At 54.9% G+C, this 23375-nt stretch carries 25 protein-coding genes; 21 read left to right on the top strand and 4 right to left on the bottom strand.

Annotated features, from left to right (window positions below):
• The first annotated feature begins 19 nt into the window (after positions 1 to 19).
• Positions 20 to 1582, top strand: a complete 1563-nt coding sequence (lysS, locus tag EU557_RS03755; protein ID WP_135529060.1) for a lysine--tRNA ligase — start codon at positions 20 to 22, stop codon at positions 1580 to 1582.
• Positions 1583 to 2355: 773 nt separating this feature from the next.
• On the opposite strand, the gene EU557_RS03760 is transcribed toward lysS, so the two are convergent.
• Together EU557_RS03760 and EU557_RS26020 are read right to left on the bottom strand one after the other, a co-directional pair.
• The gene (locus tag EU557_RS03760) at positions 2356 to 2727 is read right to left on the bottom strand and encodes a YtxH domain-containing protein (protein ID WP_135529061.1); all 372 of its coding nucleotides are present in this window, start codon (positions 2725 to 2727) and stop codon (positions 2356 to 2358) included.
• 140 nt (positions 2728 to 2867) lie between these two features.
• Positions 2868 to 3305: a CsbD family protein gene (locus EU557_RS26020; RefSeq protein WP_135529062.1), complete on the bottom strand. Its 438-nt coding sequence runs from the start codon at positions 3303 to 3305 to the stop codon at positions 2868 to 2870.
• A 263-nt stretch (positions 3306 to 3568) separates the two neighbouring features.
• Here EU557_RS26020 and EU557_RS03770 point away from each other — a divergent pair, with 263 nt between their 5' ends.
• From EU557_RS03770 to EU557_RS03785, 4 genes are all read left to right on the top strand, one after another.
• Positions 3569 to 3805 carry a Kazal-type serine protease inhibitor family protein gene (locus EU557_RS03770; protein ID WP_135529063.1) on the top strand — a complete coding sequence of 79 codons (237 nt, stop codon included), beginning with the start codon at positions 3569 to 3571 and terminating at the stop codon, positions 3803 to 3805.
• A gap of 43 nt (positions 3806 to 3848) precedes the next feature.
• On the top strand, positions 3849 to 4220 hold the full coding sequence (locus tag EU557_RS03775; RefSeq protein WP_135529064.1) for a cupin domain-containing protein: 372 nt from the start codon (positions 3849 to 3851) through the stop codon (positions 4218 to 4220).
• 87 nt (positions 4221 to 4307) lie between these two features.
• A complete protein-coding gene (locus EU557_RS03780) occupies positions 4308 to 5168 on the top strand; it encodes a dienelactone hydrolase family protein (RefSeq protein ID WP_135529065.1) in 861 nt (286 codons plus the stop codon).
• Between the two features lie 4 nt (positions 5169 to 5172).
• Complete coding sequence (locus tag EU557_RS03785) at positions 5173 to 5826, top strand: hypothetical protein (protein WP_135529066.1); 654 nt, start codon at positions 5173 to 5175, stop codon at positions 5824 to 5826.
• Positions 5827 to 5911: 85 nt separating this feature from the next.
• On the opposite strand, the gene EU557_RS03790 is transcribed toward EU557_RS03785, so the two are convergent.
• The gene (locus EU557_RS03790) at positions 5912 to 7480 is read right to left on the bottom strand and encodes a M28 family metallopeptidase (RefSeq protein ID WP_135529067.1); all 1569 of its coding nucleotides are present in this window, start codon (positions 7478 to 7480) and stop codon (positions 5912 to 5914) included.
• A gap of 311 nt (positions 7481 to 7791) precedes the next feature.
• On the opposite strand from EU557_RS03790, the gene EU557_RS03795 reads away from it, so the two are divergent.
• From EU557_RS03795 to EU557_RS25405, 15 genes are all read left to right on the top strand, one after another.
• Positions 7792 to 11169 carry a PAS domain-containing protein gene (locus tag EU557_RS03795; RefSeq protein ID WP_135529068.1) on the top strand — a complete coding sequence of 1126 codons (3378 nt, stop codon included), beginning with the start codon at positions 7792 to 7794 and terminating at the stop codon, positions 11167 to 11169.
• Positions 11170 to 11202: 33 nt separating this feature from the next.
• The gene (locus EU557_RS03800; protein ID WP_135529069.1) at positions 11203 to 11610 is read left to right on the top strand and encodes a response regulator; all 408 of its coding nucleotides are present in this window, start codon (positions 11203 to 11205) and stop codon (positions 11608 to 11610) included.
• Between the two features lie 252 nt (positions 11611 to 11862).
• A complete protein-coding gene (locus EU557_RS03805) occupies positions 11863 to 12831 on the top strand; it encodes a proline iminopeptidase-family hydrolase (RefSeq protein ID WP_135529070.1) in 969 nt (322 codons plus the stop codon).
• Positions 12832 to 12861: 30 nt separating this feature from the next.
• Positions 12862 to 13152, top strand: coding sequence for a putative quinol monooxygenase (locus EU557_RS03810; protein ID WP_135529071.1), 291 nt, complete (start codon positions 12862 to 12864; stop codon positions 13150 to 13152).
• Entirely contained in the window at positions 13149 to 13820 is a 672-nt protein-coding gene (locus EU557_RS03815) for a DUF4279 domain-containing protein (RefSeq protein WP_135529072.1), read from the top strand. Before EU557_RS03810 ends, EU557_RS03815 begins: the two co-directional genes overlap by 4 nt.
• A gap of 56 nt (positions 13821 to 13876) precedes the next feature.
• Positions 13877 to 15688 (top strand): ABC transporter ATP-binding protein, encoded by a 1812-nt coding sequence (locus EU557_RS03820; RefSeq protein ID WP_135529073.1) that lies wholly within the window; start codon positions 13877 to 13879, stop codon positions 15686 to 15688.
• A 76-nt stretch (positions 15689 to 15764) separates the two neighbouring features.
• Positions 15765 to 16247, top strand: coding sequence for a hypothetical protein (locus tag EU557_RS03825; RefSeq protein ID WP_135529074.1), 483 nt, complete (start codon positions 15765 to 15767; stop codon positions 16245 to 16247).
• Between the two features lie 78 nt (positions 16248 to 16325).
• Positions 16326 to 16589 (top strand): barstar family protein, encoded by a 264-nt coding sequence (locus EU557_RS03830; protein WP_135529075.1) that lies wholly within the window; start codon positions 16326 to 16328, stop codon positions 16587 to 16589.
• Between the two features lie 74 nt (positions 16590 to 16663).
• Complete coding sequence (locus EU557_RS03835) at positions 16664 to 17668, top strand: hypothetical protein (protein ID WP_135529076.1); 1005 nt, start codon at positions 16664 to 16666, stop codon at positions 17666 to 17668.
• Positions 17669 to 17784: 116 nt separating this feature from the next.
• Entirely contained in the window at positions 17785 to 18318 is a 534-nt protein-coding gene (locus EU557_RS03840) for a hypothetical protein (RefSeq protein ID WP_135529077.1), read from the top strand.
• 44 nt (positions 18319 to 18362) lie between these two features.
• Positions 18363 to 19181: an alpha/beta fold hydrolase gene (locus tag EU557_RS03845; RefSeq protein ID WP_135529078.1), complete on the top strand. Its 819-nt coding sequence runs from the start codon at positions 18363 to 18365 to the stop codon at positions 19179 to 19181.
• Positions 19182 to 19335: 154 nt separating this feature from the next.
• The gene (locus EU557_RS03850; protein ID WP_135529079.1) at positions 19336 to 20037 is read left to right on the top strand and encodes a hypothetical protein; all 702 of its coding nucleotides are present in this window, start codon (positions 19336 to 19338) and stop codon (positions 20035 to 20037) included.
• A 119-nt stretch (positions 20038 to 20156) separates the two neighbouring features.
• Positions 20157 to 20567 carry an ACT domain-containing protein gene (locus EU557_RS03855; RefSeq protein WP_135529080.1) on the top strand — a complete coding sequence of 137 codons (411 nt, stop codon included), beginning with the start codon at positions 20157 to 20159 and terminating at the stop codon, positions 20565 to 20567.
• Between the two features lie 171 nt (positions 20568 to 20738).
• Positions 20739 to 21467, top strand: a complete 729-nt coding sequence (locus EU557_RS03860; RefSeq protein ID WP_135529081.1) for a hypothetical protein — start codon at positions 20739 to 20741, stop codon at positions 21465 to 21467.
• 140 nt (positions 21468 to 21607) lie between these two features.
• Positions 21608 to 21763, top strand: a complete 156-nt coding sequence (locus EU557_RS25405) for a hypothetical protein (protein WP_167855079.1) — start codon at positions 21608 to 21610, stop codon at positions 21761 to 21763.
• A gap of 46 nt (positions 21764 to 21809) precedes the next feature.
• Here the strand turns inward: EU557_RS25405 and EU557_RS03865 are convergent, their stop codons facing one another.
• On the bottom strand, positions 21810 to 22442 hold the full coding sequence (locus EU557_RS03865; RefSeq protein ID WP_135529082.1) for a class I SAM-dependent DNA methyltransferase: 633 nt from the start codon (positions 22440 to 22442) through the stop codon (positions 21810 to 21812).
• Positions 22443 to 22558: 116 nt separating this feature from the next.
• Between EU557_RS03865 and EU557_RS03870 the strand changes: the two genes are divergently transcribed.
• Positions 22559 to 23239 (top strand): metallophosphoesterase family protein, encoded by a 681-nt coding sequence (locus EU557_RS03870; protein ID WP_135529083.1) that lies wholly within the window; start codon positions 22559 to 22561, stop codon positions 23237 to 23239.
• The last annotated feature ends 136 nt before the right edge of the window (positions 23240 to 23375 follow it).

Genomic DNA, 23375 nt, shown 5'->3' on the forward strand with positions numbered 1-23375 from the left:
TGCTTTTACGCCCCGACCCATGCAGCACCTCAGCGAACAGGAGTTAATTCGTCGCAATAAACTAGAAGAGCTTCAGAAGCTCGGTATCGAGCCCTATCCGTCCGAGTTGTACGAAGTAAATTTCTATGCTCAGGAGATTCTCGACAACTACCATGTTGAGCTCAATAACTTCCAGGACGTAAGCATAGCTGGCCGTCTGATGTCGATTCGGGTGAAGGGCAAGGCTTCCTTCGCTGAGCTGCAAGACGCTTCGGGCCGCATCCAGCTCTATATCAACCGCGACGAGATTTGCCCCGGCGAGGACAAGGAACTTTACAACACTGTATTCAAGAAGCTAGTAGACCTTGGCGACTTTGTGGGTGTGAAAGGCCACGTGTTCAAGACGATGGTAGGTGAAACCTCCATTCATGTAACCGGCTTCACGCTACTCAGCAAGAGCCTGCGCCCCTTGCCCGTGGTGAAAGAGCGCGTAGACGAAGCTACCGGTGAGAAAATCACCTACGATGCCTTCACCGACCCCGAGCAGCGTTACCGTCAGCGCTACGTAGACCTGGTGGTGAACCCCCACGTGCGCGACGCTTTCGTGAAGCGGACCCAGCTAGTGCAGGCCATGCGCAACTACCTCAACGACAAAGGCTACCTGGAGGTGGAAACCCCTATCCTGCAGCCCTTGTATGGTGGTGCCGCCGCCCGCCCCTTCAAAACGCACCACAACACGCTGGATATGACGCTGTACTTGCGCATTGCCAACGAGCTGTACCTGAAGCGCCTGATTGTGGGTGGGTTCGATGGCGTGTATGAGTTCTCGAAGGACTTCCGCAACGAGGGCATGAGCCGGTTCCACAACCCCGAGTTTACGCAGATGGAGCTGTACGTGGCCTACAAAGACTACTACTGGATGATGGATCTGGTGGAAGAAATGGTAGAGCGTGTAGCCCTCACGCTGCACGGCAAAACTGAGGTGCAGGTGGGCCAGAACGTTATCAACTTCCAGCGCCCCTGGAAGCGGTTCACCATGGCGGAGTCAATTGAGCACTACACCGGCTTCAACATTGATGGCAAGAGCGAGGAAGAACTGCGCGCTGCCGCCAAAGACCTGAAGGTGGCCCTTGACCCTAGCATGGGCAAGGCCAAGATCATTGACGAAATCTTTGGGGAGCACGTAGAGCCCAAGCTGATTCAGCCCACGTTCATCACCGACTACCCGGTGGAAATGTCGCCGCTGGCGAAGAAGCACCGCAGCAAGCCAGGCCTAGTAGAGCGCTTTGAGGCAATTTGCAACGGCAAGGAAATCTGCAACGCCTTCTCGGAGCTCAACGACCCCATCGATCAGCGGGCCCGTTTCGAGGAGCAGTTGGAGCTAGGCAAGCGCGGCGATACGGAAGCCATGGTACTCGACGAGGACTTCCTGCGCGCGCTGGAGTATGGCATGCCGCCAACAGCAGGCCTAGGCATCGGCATCGACCGCCTGAGCATGATCATGACCAACTCGAATTCTATTCAGGATGTGCTGTTCTTCCCGCAAATGAAGCCCGAGTACACGAAATCGGAAAACGCCCCTAAGCCCGAGGCAGAAGCCTAAGAGCAGGTGGCCTAGGCCATAAAATGAGAAAGCCTCCCGCTAGTTGAATGGCGGGAGGCTTTCTTTTTAACAAGCTTATTGGTCCGTTGAACAGCCTTTGCCTGCAGAAGCTTGCGATGGGCAAGTAAATTTTACTCTCAGGAGTGTTAAACCAATTCCTAACAGAAGCTTTACAGCCGGCAATTTTACGACAGGTGCGTGTCCAACTTCTATCAAGCTGGTTATGTATTCTTTAACGGGACCGGCCAAGCAAGGTTGCGCCTACCCAGGAAAATTTTAGAAGAGCCGGCACTAGGCCACTTGCGTCCACAAAATAGTTGAACTGAGGTGGCCTAGCGCCATACCTTTCGCCTCATTGCCACATACGCCCGAAGAAGCACTCTACCTGACGCACTTGCCTGAATAAAGCTAACATCCGGTTCGCAGGTGCAGAATGCTGTATGGGTAGTTAGCCGCTCCGTTGGAGGAATAAAGCGTGCTAGGCCAGTACTTGACCCGCGCACCCAAACCGGTAAAAAATCAGAAAGCCTCCCGCTAAAATAAATGCGGGAGGCTTTCCTTATAATACAATCAACTTACCAGTCCAACAGGGGATATTGAAGAAGTGTGCGATGGACAGCGTACGATTTTACTGACGGGTTGTTTGACCAGATCCTGTCAGAAGCTCTACGGTCGGCAATTTTACTCCAATACCTTCTCCAGTCTTCGATTTAAGCTGGTTGTATATTCTTTAACGCGACGCCTAGCGTAAGGTTACGGGTAGCGCGAAAAAATTAATGAATAGAGCCCGGATAGTGCCGCGCGTCACCCCCTATGCCATCGTAGTCGGAGTCACCATCGTGGGTGAAGCCAGCTTCGGAAATGGAGGGGCCACTAGGCCTATCCAAGGAGCTCAGCAGGTTATCAGCCGCGGAACGGTCAGCCTGCTGCTGATCCGATACGGGCGCATCTGATTTGAGCGAGTTCACGCGGGAGAGGCCCTCTTTCAGCAGCTTACTGAGGTCGTCGCTCAGTTTTGAAGCTGATTTCTTTAACCCTGACCGCGTTTCATCGCCCGTTTCGGGAGCCAGCAACAAGCCGGCTACAATGCCAGCGGTGGCACCAGCCAGCAGCGAGAGAATAACTTTGCCTTTTGTGTCTTGCATGGGAATAAACGGTTAGTGAGGTGAAGCGGTCCGGGCGTTACCCATGGCCATACTGCTATATACCATGTTAGTGGTATAACGGTTAAAAAAAGCCCCTGCTCTCTTGTAGAAAGCAGGGGCTTTTTAGTGGGCGGAGTGGCCTACAGGTCGTTCAGCAGTTTTACTACTTCAGCCTTGGCTTTGCCCAGCTTATTTTGCAGACGGCCTACGAGCTCATCGCCCTGGCCTTCGGTGTACTCGAGGTCTTCGTCGGTGAGCTGAGCATACTGCTGCTTCAGCTTGCCTTTCGACTCATTCCAGTCGCCTTTCAGCTTCAGTTTGCTGCCAGCGCCGGTCAGGCCAAGGTCTTCGAGTTTCTCGATGTAGCCCTTGAAGCGGGAGTCGAGGTCTTCGCCATATTTAGAAAGCTGCTCGCCGAGTTGGCCGCTGTATTTAGTAGCCGTAGCGCCGAGCTTTTCACGAGTGGCTTTGCCTTTGTCGGGAGCCATCAACAGACCAGCAATGATACCGGCACCGGCACCAGCTAGAGCAGCGAGGAGGATCTTACCCGAGTTGTCTTCTTCTTCGTGATACGACATAATAGTGGAGAGAGAAAGGGAGTGAAAAATTAGGGTTCAAGAGCTATGACCTACGGCGTATTTTGGGCGAAAGCAGCGTGCTTTTTTCCGGATAGTGTAGGTACCAATGTTCGAACTATACGAAGCTCTTCAGCTCAGGTTATGCTGACAAGGTAAAAATAGTTAACACAAAATATATGCAGTACCTGCCAGCCTACGGCTCAGGTTAGCGTATTGGGAGCTGATTTATTGATTTCTTGCCAGCTCAAACATATTCGTTCGCCATGAAAAGCCTTATAACGGTTCTTGCCTTACTGCCCTTGCTAGCTACCTGCCAGCGCCCCACTGCGGTAGCAACTCAAAAACCCTGCATCGACCCCAGTAAAATCAACGCAGATGCCATGTGCACTATGCAGTACGACCCCGTGTGCGGCTGCGATGGAAAAACCTATGGCAACGCGTGCACCGCAACCAATGCCGGCGTAACGAGCTTCACGAAGGGCCCGTGCGCCAATAAGTAAGTCTCACTACCTTCTGCCACCCATTCTTTTTGCAACATCCCATATGTCTGAGAAACGCTATTTCCGCCAGCAGAACCCTTTTATTGTTCCTACCACTGATGGTAAGCTCATTGAAGAGCACATTGGGCACGCCAGCACCGGCACCGGCCAGTACAGCGTGGCCCATATGGTAGCGCCCCCGCACTGGAGTGAGCCCCACCAAACTCCGGAGTTTGACGAGGTAACGATAGTAGTGCGGGGCCGCAAACGGTTTGAAGTGGACGGCGACGTAATTGAGCTGGGCGCCGGCGAGTCGTTGCTGATAAAGGCGGGTGCGCGGGTGCGCTACTCCAATCCCTTTGAGGCGGAGTGTGAGTACTGGTCGATTTGCGTGCCGGCCTTCAGCCCCGCCACGGTGAACCGGGAAGAGGAATAATTCTTCCTGGGTAGTAGATGGCCTAGGTGCCGACCTATTACCGGGTATTGCCTACCTTCCCCCCATCTCCCGCCTTTCTACTGCTCTATGGATCAGCGCATCATTAACCTATTCGATGAGTACACGCACGCCCCGTTAACCCGCAAGGAGTTTATGGAGCGCCTAGTAAAATTAGCCGGCGGCACCGCCCTGGCAACGGCCGCCCTGGTAGTGCTGGAGCCCGGCTACGCCAAGGCCGCCACCATCTCCGCCGACGATGACAACCTCGTAACGGAGGAAGTAACCTGGCCCGGCGACGCTGGTGTAACGATGAAAGGCTACTTGGTACATCCCAAGGGCAATAAGAAGCGGGGGACGGTGGTGGTGATTCATGAGAACCGAGGCCTTACGCCGCACATTAAGGACATTACGCGGCGCGTAGCCAAAGCGGGCTACGTGGCCTTGGGCGTTGATGCGCTATCGGTGTTTGGTGGCACTCCTGCTAACGAGGACGAAGGTCGCACGCTCATCGGCAAGCTCGACAAGCAGCAAAACCTAAACAACTACCTGGCCGCCCTGGCCTACCTGCGCACCCGGCCCGACTCCAACGGAAAAACGGGTTGCGTGGGCTTCTGCTGGGGTGGAGCCATGGCCAACAGCCTCGCCACTCACGATGCTAAGCTTAATGCGGCAGTGGCCTACTACGGCACCCAGCCTCCGGCAGAAGAGGTTCCCAACATTAAAGCGGCTCTTATGCTGCACTATGCAGGCCTGGATGAGCGCGTGAATGCGGGCCTGGCTACGTACGAAGCAGCTCTGAAAGCCGCCGGTGTGAAGTATGAGCAGTACGTGTATCCCAACGTAAACCACGCCTTCAACAACGACTCCTCCCCCGCCCGCTACAACGCCGAATCGGCCAAGCTAGCTTGGGACCGGACCTTGAAGCTCTTTAAATCAACGCTGAGCTAGCCCTATGTCCCAGTTCTCTCATAAAATCACCACTAGCTTCATCGCTTTCGCACTTGGTGGCCTAGCGTTAACTGCGTGTCAGGAATCTGGCTCACGGCAGGATACGGCCACCGCACGAAGAGCTGAAGCCCGTAGGCAAGCCGCTGATACCTCAGAAGTAGAGCCCGAAGTGGCCTACTCCCCTTCCCCCAATGAGTTCATAGAGTGGAAAACCGCTACTATCAACGGAACTCAGCCGCTAGTAGGCAAAACGGCTGCGCTGTACCGCTTGCTAGGCCAGCCCGATAGCATCGTCAGCCCTAATATGGACGACATTTGCGTTTCCTTCTACGATAAGGAGTTCAAGTACGCCTACTTCAAGAATAGCCTACTGGAAGTGTACGGCGACACGGCAGTAATCGGGACTCTGGATTTTCGCCATAACCCCAAGCTCTCGCTGCACACGCCAACCATGCGCCTAGGCCAGGCTACCACGCTGGAAGATCTAGCCAAGGAATTTCCACAAGCGGTAAAAGACCAGCACACCATCAACGTGCAGGATCTGGGCGAGCTCACTGCGGTAGAACTACCTACCGGAAAAACAGCCAGTGATGATGGCTGGATACTCTTTTTCGACAAGGGCAAATTGGTACGCATAGACTACTGGATGCCCTGCTAGGCCAGTGAAGTTCTAGGCCAGAAGCCCCTAAAAAAGAACCCCGTCAGGCAGTACCTGACGGGGTTCTTTTTTAGGGGCTTCTGGCCTAGAGGCGCTGTGCTTCTGGCTTGGCGGCAGGCAGCGGCTTGCGGGGCAGCTTCTGGTCGCGCATGGCGGCTTGGTATACGAAGGAGGCTACCAGCACCGAGGCCTGCTTCAGGTCGTCGGCGGGCAGGCGCTCGTAGGTGTCCATGTTGGTGTGGTGGGTGCGGGTACCATAATCCAGGGGGTCTTGAATGAACTGGAAGCCCGGCAGGCCTACGGCATCAAAGGAGAGGTGGTCGGTGCCGCCGGTGTTGCGCGGCGACACGGTAGTAGCTCCTAGATCACCGAAAGGCTGCAGCCACTGCTGGAAGATGGGCATTACGGCCTCGTTGCCCTGGGCGTAAATTCCCCGGATTTTACCCGCGCCGTTGTCGAGGTTAAAGTAAGCGGCCAGCTTCTCGTGCTCGGGCAGCAGCTTCATGGTAGCGGGGTCGGCGAAGTGGTTTTTCACGTAGTTGCGCGAGCCAAACAAGCCCTGCTCCTCCTCGCCCCATAGAGCAATCCGGATGGTGCGGCGCGGCTGCACGCCGGTAGCCTTGATGATGCGTACGGCTTCCATCATGATGGCGCAGCCGGCGGCGTTATCGGTGGCGCCAGTAGCAGCGTGCCAGGAGTCAAGGTGACCACCCAGCATTACCACTTCGCTTTTCAGCTTTTTGTCGGTGCCCGGAATCTCGGCTACCACGTTGTAGCCTTTCAGATCCTGGGTCTGGAAGCGGGTGCGGGTTTCCAGCTCAATCTCCACCGGAATGCCGGCTTCGGAGAGGCGAATGAGCCGCAGCTGATCTTCGGGAGCCATTTCTAACTCCGGCAGTACGGGCTTGGCATCGGCAGCATAGGGCGCCCCGTTGGAGGTAAAGAATGTGCCATCGGAGCCGCCGCGGGTGCTCAGTACAGCAGCAGCACCTTCGGCCTGTAGCATCTCCGTGAGCTTGGTGCGCAGGGCAGCACGGGCCCGGAACGTAGCCATGCGGTCGGCGTCGGAGGTAGGATTAGCAGCCGGAGCGGCTGGCTTTTCCGTCATTTTTTGCAGTTCCTCGGTGGTGTAGCGCTTGGCGTCGGGCTCGAAGGAAGGTTTGGGCGGATTAGGCACCTCTAGCAGGGCAATTTTGTCGCGCAGCTGGCCTTTGTACTTATCTAAATCGGCTTCCGTGGCTGCTTTCACCACAATCACCTGCTTTTTCAGGGTACCGTTGGTGCTGGGCGTCCAGGCTTTGGGGGCCCCTATCAGGGTGTGGTAGTAGGGCGCCGTCATGGCTACATACGACTTCTCAATGTCCCAGCCGCGGCCGAAAGTGCCCCAGGGCTCCACATTGGCTTTTACCAGGCCCCAGCTGGTGAGCTGCTTTTTCGTCCACTCATTGGCACGCTGCAACCCCTCGGAGTTAGCGAGGCGTGGGCCACACACATCCGTGAGGTAGAAGGCCGTTTCCATCACCTTAGAGCGGTTGAGGCCTTCGTCTTTGATTTTTGCCAGAGCAGCTTGGTCGAGCTTTTCAGTTTGCTGGGCTAGCGCAGGAGTGGCAACGGCGAGGCTGCCGGCCAAGGTGAGTAAGGTTAGTTTATTCATTGAGATTTATGGAGGAAAGAAAGAAGCTTCGGTACCTAAAGTAACCAGAATTGCGCGAGCGTTGCGCCAGATCAAACAACTAAACTCCCTAGCACCTTAATCATAGAGATGCGGCCAAATCCCCGCCGTTGCCATGCACTTGGTAGCAGCTTGAACTAGGCCACTGAGGGGAAGCAATCCTTCTTAAGCTAAACCTACAGTAGCGTATTACAGTAACATTAATTCGATGCCTTAATATTGTTGAGTTTTTGTCTGAAAAGCCACTTGGCTTTCTGAGCGGTTGCCTTACTTCCTGCTGATATCACCTGCTCATGAATTCTGCTGCTTTCGGGTCTGATCTGTCAGCACTACTTCCCATCTTCAAGGCGCTGCCCGAGGCTTACGTGCTCCTCTCACCTGACTTTGTGGTGGAGGCCGTCAGCGACGCCTATCTGGCCACAATGCTCACCACGCAGGAGGCTCTCCTAGGCCAGTCTTTGCTTACCATTTTTCCGGCTAGCCTGGCCCCAGCCACGCCAAACCTCCAAGCCTCACTGGCGCAGGTACTGGCTACCGGCCAGCCGCATGAGCTCCCGCCTCAGCCCTACAAGGTACCCAATACGCAGCAGCCCGGCCACTTTGTAAACCGCTTCTGGCGCCTGCGCAATACGCCCGTGTTGGATGACGACGGCCAGGTAAGCCACCTACTGCATCAGATAATTGCGCTTCCAGACCTAGCGGCAGAGCAAGCTCAAGCGGCAGAGCCTGGCAGTGACGCACCTGTTCCCGCGCTTCGCACACCACATGAGGAGCTAGAAGCGCGCGTACAAGAGCGCACCCAAGCTTGGCAGCAAGTGCAGGCCCAGACCGAGCGTGAACAGGCTAGCCTGAAGAACTTGTTTATGATGGCTCCTGCTGCCATCTGCATCTTGGCGGGGCCACACTTGGTGTTTGAGCTGGTAAACCCTGGCTATCAAGAGCTGTTCCCCGACCACGATCTACTGGGCAAACCCTTTCTGCAGGCCTACCCTGAAATTGCCAACCACGAGACCTACCGGACGCTGAGGCTGGTGTACGACACGGGTATTACCCATAGAGAATTAGGCATTCTGGTTCCCATTGCTCGCCCAACTGATGGTCAGCTGGAGAACCGGTATTTCAACTACATTCAGCAGCCTCGCTACGACGGAACCGGCCACATTGACGGCGTGCTGGTGTTTGCCTTTGAGGTAACCGAGCAGGTAGTGGCCCGCGAAGAGAGCGAAGCAATAACCCGGCAGTTGCAGCTCCTGACCAACTCGTTGCCCGTGCTTATCAGCTACGTTGACAGAGAGCATCGCTACCAGTTTGCCAACCAGGCCTACGAAACGTGGTTTCGCCTGCCAGCTGCTGAGTTAGTGAATCGGCCGGTGCGGGAAATTTTGGGTGATGAGGCCTACGAGCGGGCCAAAGGCTATATGGAGCGGGCGCTGGCGGGCGAGCGGCTCGACTTTGACGTGACCATGCCCTACCGGCACGACTTCATTCGCCACATACGCACTAGCTACGTTCCCGACGTTCGCGATGGGGTGGTAGCCGGCTTTTACAGCTTGGTGGCTGATGTAACTGAGCAGGTGCAGGCCCGCGAACAAGTGCAGGCCCTCAATGAAGAACTAGCGGCCATTAACGAGGAAATGGCCGCTACCAACGAGGAGCTGCAAGCCTCTAATGAGGAGTTGCTGGCAAACCATGCTGAGTTAGCACGCAGCCAGAATGCCCTCTTGGAAGAGGCCCAGCGCCGGGTGCAGGAGCGGGAAACCTTCTATCAGGTATTTGAGCAAACGCCAGCCAGCATTGCTCTGATGCGGGGCCCTGCCCACCGCTTTGAGTACGTAAATGCGGCCTACCAGCAGTTATTCCCGGGTAGGCAACTGGTGGGCCGGTCATTAGCGGAAGCTTTGCCTGAAACGGTTACCCAGGGCTTTTCGGCTCTCCTGGATACTGTATACCGAACCGGCGAAACCTTTTTTGGCACGGAGCTGCTGCTGAGCATAGAGCAACCAGGGGGGCTCCCGGCCAAGGATGTGTACTTCACCTTTACCTACCAGGCCTACCGCGAGCGGGAGCAGATTGTGGGTATCTCCATCTTTGCCTACGATGCAACGGAGCAGGTGCTGGCCCGGCTGGCCCGGGAGGCGCAGCAGCGCCAGCTTCACGACCTGTTTATGCAGGCGCCCACTCCTATTGCCATTCTAACCGGCCCAGACATGGTATTCCAGCTCGTTAATCCGGCGTACCAGTCGATCTTTCCGGGCCGCGAGCTGCTAGGTCGCCCGGTGCTGCAGGCGCTTGCGGAACTGGCCAGCTCACCCATTCCCGACGTACTACAGCAGGTGTATACCACGCGGGAAACCTACGTGGCAGAGGCCATGCCTCTCATGTTGGCTCGCCAAGAAGGTGGCCTACTAGAAGAGCTCTACTTCACCTTTACGTACCAGGCTCGCCGAAACGAACATGGCGTTGCGGACGGCGTCATGGTCTTCGCCCACGAAGTAACCGATCAGGTGCTGGCCCGGCGCGTAGTAGAAGAGCGCGAGCAGTCGTTCCGGCAAATTGCCGACAGCGTGCCGGCCATGCTGTGGGTAAATAATCCGGAGGGGCAGTGTGTGTACCTCAACCAGCAATGGTATTCTTACACCGGGCAAACGGAGGCAGAAGCACTAGGCGTGGGCTGGCTGAATGCCGTGCACCCCGATGAGGCCGGTATTGCCAGCGCTTCTTTTTTAGACGCCAACGCCCGGCATATCCCCTTCCACTGCTTTTACCGGTTGCGCCGCCATGATGGTACCTACCGCTGGGTAAGCGACTCCGGCACTCCCCGCTTTGATAACGCAGGCGAGTTTGAGGGCTTTGTGGGTACGGTGATTGATGTGCACGAGCAGCGGCTGGCGGAGCTAGCCCTGCAGCGCCTCACCAAGAAGCTGCGCATCTCCCGCGACGAAGCCCAAGCCCTGAACACCAACCTGCGCGCCTCCAACGAACAACTCATCCGCACCAACGTCGACCTCGATAACTTCATCTACACGGCCTCCCACGACCTAAAAGCCCCCATCACCAATATAGAAGGCCTGTTGCACACACTGCAGAGTGAGCTGCCCCCGCCAAGCCAGTTGGGAGAGGTAGCTTACATCTTGGAGCTGATGCAGGACTCCGTGGACCGCTTCACCCGCACTATTGAGCACCTGACCGACGTTAGTAAGCTGCAGAAAGAGCATGATCAGCCGGCTATTCAGGTGCCGTTGGCGCAGGTGATTGAAGAAGTCCGCCTAGATTTGGCACCGCTGCTGCAGGAAGTTCATGGGCACCTGCATGTGACAGTTGAGGAAATCCCGACGGTGATGTTTCCGGAAAAAAACCTGCGCTCAGTTGTGTACAATCTGCTCAGCAATGCCTTCAAATACCACCACCCTGAGCGGGCCCCGCAGGTGTACGTCAGAGGGCGTGCCGAGCCTGATTATCTGGTGCTGGAGGTACAGGACAACGGCCTCGGGGTTGACCTTACGCGGGAGCGGCAGCTGTTTGCCATGTTCCAGCGCCTGCACACCCACGTGGAGGGCTCGGGCGTAGGCCTCTACATGGTAAAGCGCATGGTTGAAAACGCAGGTGGCCGAATTGAAGTACACAGTGAAGTAGGTCAAGGCACAACATTCACCGTGTACTTCAAGCGCTAGCCCAGTCCTTCTTTTGCTCTTCCTAATTTCTCTATGGTGCCTACCCTTCCCCGTACTCTCCTCGTCGACGACGACCCGACCACGAACTTCCTCAACCGCAAGCTGCTGGAGAAAATGGGCTTTGCCGATCAGGTAATGGTTGCGCTAAATGGCCGTGATGCCCTGCAGATACTAGACAAACACTGTCAGGACAACAGCGAAACGTGCCCCTCACTCCTGTTTCTGGATGTGAACATGCCTCTGATGGATGGCTTTGAATTTCTGACGGCCTACCAGAAGTTGTCGTTAGCTGAGCGCAACGCCATTGTAATAGTTATGCTTACTACTTCTGTGCACCCACGCGACCTGCAGAGGCTGGAGCAATTGCCCGTGGCAGGGTTTCTGAGCAAGCCCCTAACTGAAGATAAGGTAAAGCAAGTACTAGCCGAAAACTTCAATTGAGCACTTTATAAGCCCCAACGGCCGAAGTGCCCGCCTATACTTACTGGTGGCCTAGCGCACCCCTGGCTGAGCCTTAAGCTGGCTACCGGGCTGCGCTAGGCCACTGGCGTTTTATTATTTACGCATCAGTAGCTTCTTGTAGAAAGCTCTGCTGCGTGCTTTATACTCTAAAACTTTCCGCATCTTCAGGGCGCTGGGCAAGTTGCTTGCCTGCGCCGTTCTGTTCGTTTTATCACGCTTTACCTATCCCTTGTGCTGTTCCGATACGTTGTTCTGTCTTGCCTGATATTACTTCCTTTCCTGGCTAACGCCCAAGCGGAAGACAGTAGCTACATCGCCAAAATGAAAGCCCCGGGCGTGAAGATAATACTCATTGACGGGCAGTATAAGGTCTGGACGCAGAAGGTTGGAGCTGGCAAAATCAAGCTACTCCTGCTGCACGGCGGCCCCGGCAACACCCACGAGTACTTTGAGAACTTCCCAGAGCATCTGGTCAAGGAAGGGGTAGAAATCTATTACTACGACCAGCTCAACTCCTACCACTCCGACAAAACCGAAGACAAGAGCGTCTGGAACATTCCGCGCTTCGTGGAGGAGGTAGAGCAAGTACGCCAAGGCCTCGGGCTCGACCAGTTTTATCTGCTAGGCCACTCCTGGGGCGGTATGCTGGCGCTGGAATACGCTGCCAAATATCCCGAGCACCTCAAGGGCCTCATCACCTCCGATATTGGGTACAAAGCCACGGTGTTCAACAAACACCGCTACAGCCAGTACGCCGACATCATCCGGCGCCACGCAGCCAAGGATGGCAAAACCGTTGCTGGCCTAGACACCATGGGCCTACGGACACTATCTACCTTCATTACGCCTGCGGTACAAACTGAATTCCGCAGCCTGCATATGATGCGCCTGACGCCAGAGCCGCCCGTTTTCACGCGCAGCCAGGCCCACATCGTCCGGAAATACGCGGGCTACATGTTACCAACCATGGTTTCCTGGGACTTTGAGTCGCGCCTTGCCTCCATTAAGCCACCTACGCTGGTGATAGGCTCGAAGTACGACTTTGTGCCCTTGGAGGACATTGCCTACATGCAGAAGCACATCCCCAACTGCCAGGCTTACATCTGCCCAGAAGGCTCACACTACGCCATGTGGGACGACCCGCAGCACTATTTCCCAGCACTCATCAAATTCCTGCGCAAAACGGAGCGAAAAGGGTAACTTCTCGGGAGCACTCTAACCGCCACCGATATGACCGTTGAATACATTCGCTACCGTATTGCCGAGGAGCAGCAGCCAGCCTTCATGGAGGCTATTCGCAGTGCTCACCAACTGCTAGCAGCTGCCCCCGATTGCCTCAATTACCAGCTCGCGCACTGTGAAGAAGACCCGTCTCTCTTCATCTGGCGCATTGAGTGGACTTCTGTGGAGCAGCACCTCATCGGATTCCGCAAAAGCCCAGAGTTTGGGGCGTTTTTCCAGTTGGTGAAGCCGTTTTACCAGAGCATTCAGGAGATGAACCACTACGCGGTGGTTATGTGACCAAGCTGTATATTAAAATGACTGTACAGCAAATCAAACAACTGCTTGCGCAAGAATTAGCCAACCCAACCTTCGGCTTGACCCAGCGATTTTTGGTTGTTCACCGCATTCTTTACGAAGAAGATTTGCCAGTAATTCTGCGAATAGTAGAGACTGCAGTAGGCTTTGTGACAGCCTATCTGGCAGTTGAGAAGCACAGATTTTACTTAGCTACCGGCATCGACACCACTGCTGCTAAAATTATATGGGTTAACACGGAAGATTTTCACGACATCTGGCTCCGGGCTACTTCCGAGGAATTGACTTCTGCCCAAATGTTGATGCTAACTTCTCTTACACCGATAAGACAGTATACTAAGGGAGACATCCGCCGGAAATCTATTAACCATAGTCACAGCGCTATTTATTTTCAGCCTGATCAGCAGCCTGACACCTTTGAAAACCACCTCTGCAACTTACTTGACTTACTAGAACAGGATGTCGAAGGTATCCAAGCCTTAGCAGTTCAAACCGAGTGTGTAATCCGCGTGGCATCCTATTTTCACAATGGCAACGGCATGTTAGGCGGGCACTTTATAGATGCGCCCACGCTGAAGCGGATCAGCAACCTAGCCGTATCCATTGATTTCGACCTGTATGCTGAAGGCAACAGTTACCTAAACGAATAACCCCACACCCTGCTCCCGCGTCTAAACGGCTACCCCTCACCTAGCCCGTTTGCCCCATGAGCCTCTGGGAGATCATAAAGCGCCTTTTTCCGTACGTCCGCCCATATCGCCCGCTGGTAATTGGCACTTTATTGCTCACGTTGGTGGGCTCTCTGGCGGCTCAGGTAAACCCTTTTGTGCTGCGTTACACTGTGGATACGGTGCAGGGCCTGCTCGACCGGAACCAGGGCCTAGTGGAGGGCATGAACCTGCTGCTGCTGGTAAGCGCGCTATTGCTGGGCAAGGAAATCGTCAACACGTTTATCCAGTTCGGGCAGAAGTACTACGGCGAGAAAATCCGCATCAACGTAAGCAGCACGCTCTCGCAAGATGCAGTGCGCAAGGTGCTGGGCTACCAGTTGGGCTTCTACGCCGACAACGGCAACCAGACCGGCAAGCTCCAGACCCGCATTGACAGAGGGGTGGAAAGCCTGATGAAGCTGGTGCAGAACTTCTTCATTGATATTCTGCCACTCTTCGCCAATGCCATTGTGGCGCTGGTGGTCATGTTCATGAACAACGTGTACGTAGGCCTGGTAGCGGTGGCAGTGCTGCCGGTGTACTTCTGGCTGAGCTATCGGCAGGCCGACCGCCTCAACGGCACCCGTCGCGCCCTACGGGGCCTACGCGAAGCCAAGAGCCAAGGCCTAGTGAATCTCATTGATTCGGCGGTGGTCATCAAGAGCTTCGTGCGCGAAGACTACGAGGAGCAGAAGCAGGCAGGCCTACAGCGCAATTTGCAAGAGGCCCAGCTCCAGACGCGCAAAACCAACTTCCTCTACGACGGCCTCAAGACGTTTACCGAGCAAATTGGGGTGGTGCTCATCATCATTCTGACGGCCTACTTAGTACTCGATGGGCAAATCAGCATTGGGGCCATCATGTTCCACATCTTGCTGTTCAACAACGTATCGGCGCCCATCCGGCAGCTCCACCGCATTTATGATGAGATGAACGACGCTCTCACCTACTCCGAGGGCTTCTTCGACATTCTCGACGCCGACGACGCTACTGAGCAGACGGGCACCCTGCAGCCCGACCACTTGCGCGGCCGGTTCGAAATCTGCAACGTGGACTTCACCTACCCCAGCGGCACCCAGGCCCTCTACGATGTATGCCTGACTATTGAAGAGGGCAAAACTACGGCCCTCGTAGGCCTCTCGGGCGCCGGCAAAAGCACTATCATCAACCTGCTTTGCAAATTTTACGAGCCCGACCATGGCAACATGCTTCTTGATGGCAAGCCCCTGGCCGACTACGACACGCACGCCCTGCGCCAGCAGATAGGCCTAGTGCTCCAGAAGAACCACATCTTCAAGGGCACCATTGAAGAAAACATCCGCTACGGCGTGATGGATGCCACCTTCGAGCAAATTCAGGCCGCCGCCAAACAGGCTTACCTCCATGAGCAGATCATGCAGCTCCCGAAGCAGTATGAATCGGATGCCCAGCAGCTTTCTGGTGGGCAGCAACAGCGCATTGCCATTGCCCGGCTGTTCTTGAAAAACCCGCCCATCATCTTCCTCGACGAGCCCACCGCCTCCCTCGATGCCATTGCCACCGAGCAGATCAAGAACTCACTTGATGCCATCAAGAAGGGCCGCACGGTGGTCATCATCTCCCACAGCCTCGCCCAAATCGTGGATTCCGACTGCATTTACGTCATGAAGCAGGGCCGCATGGTAGAAAGCGGCACCCACGAAGAGCTCTACGACCTGCGCGGCACCTACCGCGAAATCTTCGACGCCTCGGCCCGCAGCCTTAACATCGAGAAGCTGGCTCGGGTGATGGTAGATGACGAGGATGAAGTGAGTGATACGGCGGCGTGAATAGCATTAGTAGCTAGCTGGGAGTAGGATACCCCATATCTTTGACTACCCTCAAAAATTCGTTGATACGCATAATATGCACTACCGCTTAACTCTAGAAAATTCATATTTTACTCGATTCGCACTTACCCTTTTATGTAGCTTGCTAATAACCAGTAGCTACGGACAAAATCTTTTTCCTGAAAAATTTAAGGGGTGCGTTACAGATCAGTTTAGCCTTGAGAGTGACAGTATCAGCGCTAAAGTCGATAATCAGACTCTTATAGCTATTGTTACTCATGCGCTAAATGAAGAAGAAACGAAAAGCGCAATAGGGACGCTCGCGCTACAAATTATCGTTGACAGAAATGGCCAATCGTGTTTGCTTAGCGTAAAAAACGATACTAATCTGAAAACTAAGAAGCTACGTCTGAAAGAGAATATTGACAGCAGGCTACTGTGGGAAAAGGTTGACAATAAGGTAGCAGCGGTAGTTGTACTGAGGTTCAGCAGTGGAACTATATCGGTAAAAAGATTAGGAATGAATGGCAAAAGGGGGGTGCATGAGCTACGTCCATAACTTAAATTCTGTCTTTCAAAATTGCGCATGCAATGCGTATCGAGTCCGGCATAGCTCGCAACTAGGTATCAATTCACTATGACTGTTGACCTGACCGGCATAACCAGCAAAGCCGCCATACATCAATTGTTCAAGGAAAAGCTGGGGTTTGAAGAATGGTATGGCCCGAGCTGGGATGCCTTCTGGGACTCTATCATAGCTATTGTGGAAATGCCGCCGGTGCTCACACTGACTAACTGGGAGGAATTTGCAGAGCACTGCCCCCGCGACATGGAGATTCTGCGGCAGGTAATGCAGGACTATGCAGTAGAAATGGCGCCCAAGCGCATTGTACTGGCCTAGGGCGTCAAGTGGCAGTGCACCGTTGCCATGTGTGGCGCTGGCCCTACCTTTGACGGCTGATTTGCCTTGCTCATATGAAACACTTCCTGCTGGCGGCCTTGCTAAGCACAAGCCTTACTGCCTGGGCCCAGAAAGCACCCTTCACCCCCCGTACCATTACTTTACCCCAGGAAATTGCCGACCGGAACAACCAGTTTTCCGGGCTGTTTATTCGCGGGGGCCAGTTGTTTTTGCTGGGAGAAAGCCGGCTGCAGGAGCGCGCTGAGGCCAAGGTGTACGCCCTAGACCTGGCTAGCATTGATGGGCAGCTGGCGCAGAAGTCGCAGGAGGTGGCCTACAAGAAATACAGCATCCGTAATCTGGATAAAGTCAGAGCCCACATCGATAGCCTGTGCCAGGTATACGAAGGGCTGGAGGGGCTTACCATGGTGGGCAGCACAGCCTATTTCACCATCGAAACCACCACGCCTTCAGCCTACTGCTACCTGATTAAGGGTGCCGTAGACGATGCCAGCGCTACCATCACTATTGATACGCGCTACCTGGTGCCGCTGGCCAAACCTGCCCTTACCGATGGCTCGCACATTCATAATGCAGGTTTCGAGGCGGCTACGGGCTACAATAAGAGTCTGCTGTTGCTGTTCGAATACAACTACTTCACGCACGACAACTACGCCTTGCGCATCCCGGATGCTACCGACCTGCCCGATATTCCGCAGTACGTGCCCGTAGCCCGCCTGCCCTTCCGCGTAACGGATTTGGTGTACGAAGGCAAAAACCGCTTCACGGCCATCAATTACTTCTATAACGGCGACGACGACCGGGTGTACCGCACGCCGGCCCCCGACCCAAACGCCCGCTTAGTGCTTCAGGATGGCAAATACCAGAACTACTGCCGCCTGATCAGCCTGCGCTATAAGCGCAACAAAGTAAGCTGGAAGCCCCTGTTTGAACTACCCCGAGAATACATGACCTACAACTGGGAGGGCTTGGCGGCTTACAAAGGCGGGTACTTCCTTATAAACGACAAATACGGCCCATCTAACCAGTCTACCTTGCTGTACTTGCAGAAACGATAAAGTGGGTCTAAGAGGCTTCTCTACCAATTGATCATTGTTTGGCTTTAACTGGCCCACGCTACTACACGATTTAAAGAGCCAACGCTTGATACCCCCTTATAAAGTCACCTTTATCAATGAAATTTAATCAGAACCAGTATTTAGCTGAGATGACAACAATGGTTAACAAAGCCATTGAACGAATGCAAAGGGAGTATCCGGAATGGGAAATTTATACAATCAGTATCTGGACGGATCCAGGTGCTGAGTTTAGCGCTATCAGTTTCGACAGTAAGATTCACTCTGATAAGTGCATAGAACATTATAATCAGCTGATGAAGAGCTATCAGGATGCCTATTTAGCTAAGCAAGAGTATGAAAAGGCTAAGCAGTATGCTCCGGTTGATGGACGTAATGATAATCCAGCGGATTTCGAGTTACGTGATTTTGAAGAGACGAACCATACATGCTTTGCTATAGATTGGGAGGATGAAACAGAGGAAGACGTATGGGATTTATTAGAACCGGCCATACTGAAAGTAGGAGAGTATACTTTCCACAAAGCCCAGGTACTTAATAGGCATACTGAATTTGAACTGGGCGTTAATGGCGTGTCAGATTGGTATGAAACCACCTGGCACACAGAAAATTCTTCGAATAGCTTACCTTAATGCTTAACGTTCCTACCTAGCCTAGCCTTCTGAACGTCAAGCCTATGCCTCGTTTCCTATTCCTGACGCTTCTGCTTTTCACTCGGTTGGCGCTAGGCCAGGTGGCACCGGTTGGTAACAACCCCGCCGCTGGCAAATACGCTATGGTGCGCGGCGTGAAGCTGTACTATGAAGCTTATGGAACAGGAGCGCCCCTGCTGTTGCTCCATGGTAACGGCGGGAGCAGCAAAGACTTCCAGAAAACCGTTCCGTACTTCGCCAAGCACTACCGCGTACTGGCCCTGGATAGCCGGGCGCATGGCAAATCCGTGGACCGGACCGACTCGCTGAGCTTTGAGATGATGGCTGATGACTGCGCGGCCTTGCTCACCCAATTGCGCCTCGACTCTGCCTATGTGCTGGGCTGGAGTGATGGTGGCATCACGGCCTTAGTACTGGCCCAGCGCCACCCTGGGAAAGTAAAACGCCTTGCCGCCACCGGCGCTAACCTCTGGCCCGACTCCACGGCCCTCACGCCAGATCTATGGCAGCAGATGAAGCGTGGCTACCAGGAGGGCCGCACCCAAACTTTCACTGACCCAACCCGCCGAAACGACTGGAAGGTGTTTCTGCTCGACTGGCGACACCCGCACATTTCCCCGGCTTCCCTGGCAAAAGTTAAAGCGCCAGCTTTCATCATTGCCGGCGACCGGGACGTGATTCGAGCGGAGCATACCGTAGCTATCTACCAGAACCTACCGCGCGCCTGGCTCTGGATAGTGCCCAACAGCGGCCACGCCACCTTGCACGAGCACGCCGATGAATTCAACCGCCAGGTAGATGAGTTCTTTCGGGCCAAGTCTGTGCCAGTGCCAGCTCGTTAAGGGCGCCTAGCGCTGCAGGTAGTTGGTTGAGGCTGTTGGTTTTATTCTCCTTCTTTTATGGGTGTTTGCTGGGCAATGCCGTAAGCTGAACTAGAACGGCGCGGGCATTCTGCGCTGTAGCGGCTATTTGCTGCCGCTTCTCAGAACTTACTCCATGCAAACATTCACCGTAGAGCGCCTATCCTTCGATTCACTAACCGAGATACCTAACTCTTGGCAGCCCGCTGATTACAAAGCCCTTTTAGCCAAGACCGGCTACGACAACCCCGATGAGGTAGCGCCAGAAGAACTGCAGGAGATGACGCACATGGCCCTAACGGATTTGGAGCCCACTGAGGCCGCCCAGCTAGTGTTAGAGTATCTGTTTGCCGATCAGCTCACCACGGGTCAAATTGAGAACCTGGCTCACCAGATGCTCACGGAAAAGCTGTGGGAGGAAAACCCGGAGCTGGAGCAGCATGAGGGCTTTTTCAAGGCCACGCAGCTCTTGTATACCGCCTACAACGGCAAATTTCCGCGGGCCGAAGCCGTGCAATTTCAAGTACAGCTGACGGCAGCTGATGCTACTGGCCTACAGCTGTTCGACGCTAACCCGGAGGCGCCGCTGCTGCGCCTGCTAAGCCAAGGCATGCCCGACAATACCCTGCTGAAACGCCTGTTTCATGAGCAGCTGGATGGTGCCAGCTTCCCCGAAGCCTCTTCTATTATCTGGCAACTGCACCCCAGTCAGCGCACTGAAACCGCCGTGGTATTTGAGGTTGTGAGCTCCGCCTATTGGCTTGATGACTTCAAGTACGCGGATACCTACGAAGCCACCACGCAGGCCGATACTCCCCCAGTTACAGAAGAAAGCTAGGCTACTCCTTCATTACGGAAATCGAGCCGGCGCCCGTCACTAACGATGGGCGCCGGCTTAGTTTTACTGGTAGTTTGCAGGCGGGCTGCTTGCTTTCCTACTCCCCTTTACTTCATCTAATGTCTACTGGCGAAACCAACCTCTCTCAACTGATCCGCACTATGAGGCCCGAGCTGCAGCCGGGCACTTACGTGTATTGCACCGTAGCCTCGCTCACCGGCCTAGACCTTGGGGAGTGCCTTGGCATGTTCCGGGAACGTGAGGGTATTACACTCATTCTGCCCCAAGCCACCGCCGACCGCCTCCACCTGCCCTACTCCTTCCGGGCTGCTTGGATAACCCTAACAGTACACTCGGCACTAGAAGCAGTGGGCTTAACGGCGGCCTTTGCCCAGGTGCTCGGGCAAGCCAACGTAAGCTGTAACGTAATAGCCGCCTATTACCACGACCACATTTTTGTGGCCGCCGAAGATGCGAAAAAGGCGCTAGGCCTCTTGCAGCAGCTGGCCGCAACGGGGCAAGTGGCCTAGCGCAAATATTCTGCTTGCGCTGGCAATATCAAGATGAGTAGTATTTACGCAGCCCGCGCAAATCCCTCTCGCCGGCCTCGTACACTCAGCAGAATATGCTGAGAAGATGTGTTACGCCTCTTAGAGATATCCTATCTTCGCCGAACTATATAATCCATTTTATTCTTGCCCATGAAGATACCTTCTACCCGTATAGTTGCCCTTGCGCTGCTGCTTAGCGCCTGCTCCAAAGACGATGAAACCGTACCAATGCTGACGGGTCAGTATCGTACTGAATCAACCTTGAAGGCCGGAGCAATACAGATGTACACGAGTAGTGGCGTAAATACCAATCAAACGACCATCACCCGTTTTTTGCGGCGTTTGAACGGAGCTTCCACAATTTTTATGCGCCGCGACAGTGTCCTGACGGGACCTGCGCTGGAACTGCACTTCCGCGAGAACAACCGCGTAACGCTCGCCTCCGTGGTGCCGCCCGGCGCCAACGACTATATGATAGAGTTAGAGGTTACCACCCGCGCCCGGCAATACTATCTGCTTTCAGACCTGGATTCGTCTATGGTCTACGGCTCGGGCTCGGGGTATAACTCCAATCCATGCAGTGCGTTTCCTGATAAGATTCGGCAACACCAGCCTGCCAGTAAGTGCTATAACATACCATCGTCAAGTGGTTACGGGCAGTTATGTCGGCAGCGGCCCTTACGGATGCTCGCCATCCAGAAGGGTCAGCCGGTCCTTTCGCTGTTAAGCTGGCTGGGTAAGTCTACCACAAATGGGCGCTGGTGCTGGACATCCTACGGCAACGACTGGAATAGCCTGAACTCCAATCTGCGCAACTCCCTGGCTCCCGGCGACACCGTGGTGGTACAGACAAACGAGCTAGCCCTGCGCAAGCAATAATGCCCCGCTAGGCCACCTCGTTTGAATGAGCTGGAGAAACTGGCCTAGCTGGCAGCTGGCAGGGGGCGGTTGCCGCTAGGTTTGCTCCCGGCCACTGCTTCTAACGCTCACGCTGCACATGGCGCTATAAGCAGTTCACGTTGGCGCGGGCCTTTGCCCAGGTGCTGGCCCGCGCCAACGTGAGCTGCAACGTGCGCACCAGCTACTACCACAATCGTACTTTCATGGCCGCCGAGGATGCTCAAGAAAGCGCTAGGCCTCTGGCAGCGCCCAACCGAAACGGGTTAGAGGCCTAGCGTAACAACCGAGGCTGGCGCTAGGCCTCTTGGTTGAAATTACTTCTTAGTCCTCCCGCTGAAACAGAAAGGAGATAATGCGCGGCGTGCCCGTTCGGTCTTCCGTATCGAACCACTCCTGCAGGCGCACGCACCGGAGGCCGTGGTGGCGAGCGGTTTCAGTATAGTCAGAAACGTGGTGAATGTGGCATTCCAGCTCACAGAGTGAGCCCCCGGTTCGCTCAAAATGCGCTTTAGTGCCCTGGTACTGCTTGAAAGGGTGCAGCTCACCCACGTAAAACAGCCCCCCTACATGCAGGGCCTGCCGGGCCTGCGCAAATACGGCATCCAGGTGCTCAATGTGCTCCAGAATCAGGCTGCACACCAGCAGATCGGCAGGGCGGGAGGCAAAAAACCACGGCTGGGTAATATCAGTGGGCTGAAAGTTGACGTGCGGATGCGGCAGCTTCTGACGGGCGCGGTCCATCATCTCCTTCGATAAATCGACGGCCGTGAGGTGGCTGGCTTGGGTCGCGAGCCACTGGGTGTTTTTGCCCGTACCGCAGCCCAGCTCAATTACTTCTGCGTAAGGGCCAGGAGGAATGGTAGCCCGAATAGCCTGAGCTTCCAGGTCCCGGGTTTTATTAGTACTTATGTCGTAGCTACTAGCCCACTCGTTGTATGCGTCTTCAATCTTCATCGGTGTAGTGGTATTAGTAAGCTTGTACTCATTCTGCTGGCCCTAAGCTCGTCTGTAATCTGGTAAGTACTAGCTCCACTGCAGCTTCTGGCCGAGTCTTGCCGTAGTGGGTAGTCATGGAAACGTATGTACTCGGAGATATTCATGGTGCTTATCGCGCACTCCGCCAGGTGTTGGAACGCAGCCCTTTTCGGCCTGGCCTCGACCGCCTAATCCATCTGGGCGACGTGGCCGATGGTTGGCCTGAGACGCCTGAGTGCGTGGAGCTTCTGTTGCGCATTCCGAACAGCATCTGGCTGCAGGGCAACCACGATTGGTGGGTTGCGGAGTGGATGGCCACCGAGCTGCCGCTTGAACGCGCGTATAGAATCTGGCTTCGGCAGGGCGGCGAAGCCACGTACATGGCATATCAGCGAGGCCCCAAAGAGCAGATTAAGAAGCATTTCCAAGCCTTCTTCGCCAAACAGCGCCCCTACTTCGAAGACGAAAACCGTAACCTGTACGTGCACGGCGGCTACGACCCCACCATTTCTATTGCTAAGCAAGAACCGTTTGACCTGATCTGGAACCGAGACCTGTGGCGCTACGGGCAGGAAGCCCACCACTACACGGAGTGTTTTATTGGCCATACACCCACATGGCCCGCCAGCACTTTACCATGCCAACGGGCCAACGTCTGGAACCTCGACCAGGGAGCCGGTTACTCGGGCCGCCTTAGTCTGATGAACGTGCGCACCAAGGAATTCGTCCAGAGCGACGCCGTGCCAGAGCTTTACCCCGGCGTAAAAGGCCGCTGACTCGATTCCTAACTGAAGTAGCCTAGCAACACGGCGCGCTGGGCTTGTTACGTAGTACAAGTAGCGCACTAGAGCTAACGGCCAGTTCACCCTATTTGGGAAGCAGGGGCTGGGGCTGGTTAACCAATCGTTGTTA

It is taken from the genome of Hymenobacter wooponensis, assembly GCF_004745865.1.
Taxonomy (GTDB): domain Bacteria; phylum Bacteroidota; class Bacteroidia; order Cytophagales; family Hymenobacteraceae; genus Hymenobacter; species Hymenobacter wooponensis.

Excerpts from the sequence above, each read along its gene's own strand:
- EU557_RS03855 (WP_135529080.1), top strand. The coding sequence starts at position 20,157 with ATGTCTACTGGCGAAACCAACCTCTCTCAACTGATCCGCACTATGAGG.
- lysS (WP_135529060.1), top strand. The coding sequence starts at position 20 with ATGCAGCACCTCAGCGAACAGGAGTTAATTCGTCGCAATAAACTAGAA.
- EU557_RS03760 (WP_135529061.1), bottom strand. The coding sequence starts at position 2,727 with ATGCAAGACACAAAAGGCAAAGTTATTCTCTCGCTGCTGGCTGGTGCC.
- EU557_RS03820 (WP_135529073.1), top strand. The coding sequence starts at position 13,877 with ATGAGCCTCTGGGAGATCATAAAGCGCCTTTTTCCGTACGTCCGCCCA.
- EU557_RS03775 (WP_135529064.1), top strand. The coding sequence starts at position 3,849 with ATGTCTGAGAAACGCTATTTCCGCCAGCAGAACCCTTTTATTGTTCCT.
- EU557_RS26020 (WP_135529062.1), bottom strand. The coding sequence starts at position 3,305 with ATGTCGTATCACGAAGAAGAAGACAACTCGGGTAAGATCCTCCTCGCT.
- EU557_RS03865 (WP_135529082.1), bottom strand. The coding sequence starts at position 22,442 with ATGAAGATTGAAGACGCATACAACGAGTGGGCTAGTAGCTACGACATA.
- EU557_RS03825 (WP_135529074.1), top strand. The coding sequence starts at position 15,765 with ATGCACTACCGCTTAACTCTAGAAAATTCATATTTTACTCGATTCGCA.
- EU557_RS03795 (WP_135529068.1), top strand. The coding sequence starts at position 7,792 with ATGAATTCTGCTGCTTTCGGGTCTGATCTGTCAGCACTACTTCCCATC.
- EU557_RS03850 (WP_135529079.1), top strand. The coding sequence starts at position 19,336 with ATGCAAACATTCACCGTAGAGCGCCTATCCTTCGATTCACTAACCGAG.
- EU557_RS03860 (WP_135529081.1), top strand. The coding sequence starts at position 20,739 with ATGAAGATACCTTCTACCCGTATAGTTGCCCTTGCGCTGCTGCTTAGC.
- EU557_RS03785 (WP_135529066.1), top strand. The coding sequence starts at position 5,173 with ATGTCCCAGTTCTCTCATAAAATCACCACTAGCTTCATCGCTTTCGCA.
- EU557_RS03870 (WP_135529083.1), top strand. The coding sequence starts at position 22,559 with ATGGAAACGTATGTACTCGGAGATATTCATGGTGCTTATCGCGCACTC.
- EU557_RS03800 (WP_135529069.1), top strand. The coding sequence starts at position 11,203 with ATGGTGCCTACCCTTCCCCGTACTCTCCTCGTCGACGACGACCCGACC.
- EU557_RS03810 (WP_135529071.1), top strand. The coding sequence starts at position 12,862 with ATGACCGTTGAATACATTCGCTACCGTATTGCCGAGGAGCAGCAGCCA.
- EU557_RS03845 (WP_135529078.1), top strand. The coding sequence starts at position 18,363 with ATGCCTCGTTTCCTATTCCTGACGCTTCTGCTTTTCACTCGGTTGGCG.
- EU557_RS03780 (WP_135529065.1), top strand. The coding sequence starts at position 4,308 with ATGGATCAGCGCATCATTAACCTATTCGATGAGTACACGCACGCCCCG.
- EU557_RS03835 (WP_135529076.1), top strand. The coding sequence starts at position 16,664 with ATGAAACACTTCCTGCTGGCGGCCTTGCTAAGCACAAGCCTTACTGCC.
- EU557_RS03840 (WP_135529077.1), top strand. The coding sequence starts at position 17,785 with ATGAAATTTAATCAGAACCAGTATTTAGCTGAGATGACAACAATGGTT.
- EU557_RS03790 (WP_135529067.1), bottom strand. The coding sequence starts at position 7,480 with ATGAATAAACTAACCTTACTCACCTTGGCCGGCAGCCTCGCCGTTGCC.
- EU557_RS03770 (WP_135529063.1), top strand. The coding sequence starts at position 3,569 with ATGAAAAGCCTTATAACGGTTCTTGCCTTACTGCCCTTGCTAGCTACC.
- EU557_RS03830 (WP_135529075.1), top strand. The coding sequence starts at position 16,326 with ATGACTGTTGACCTGACCGGCATAACCAGCAAAGCCGCCATACATCAA.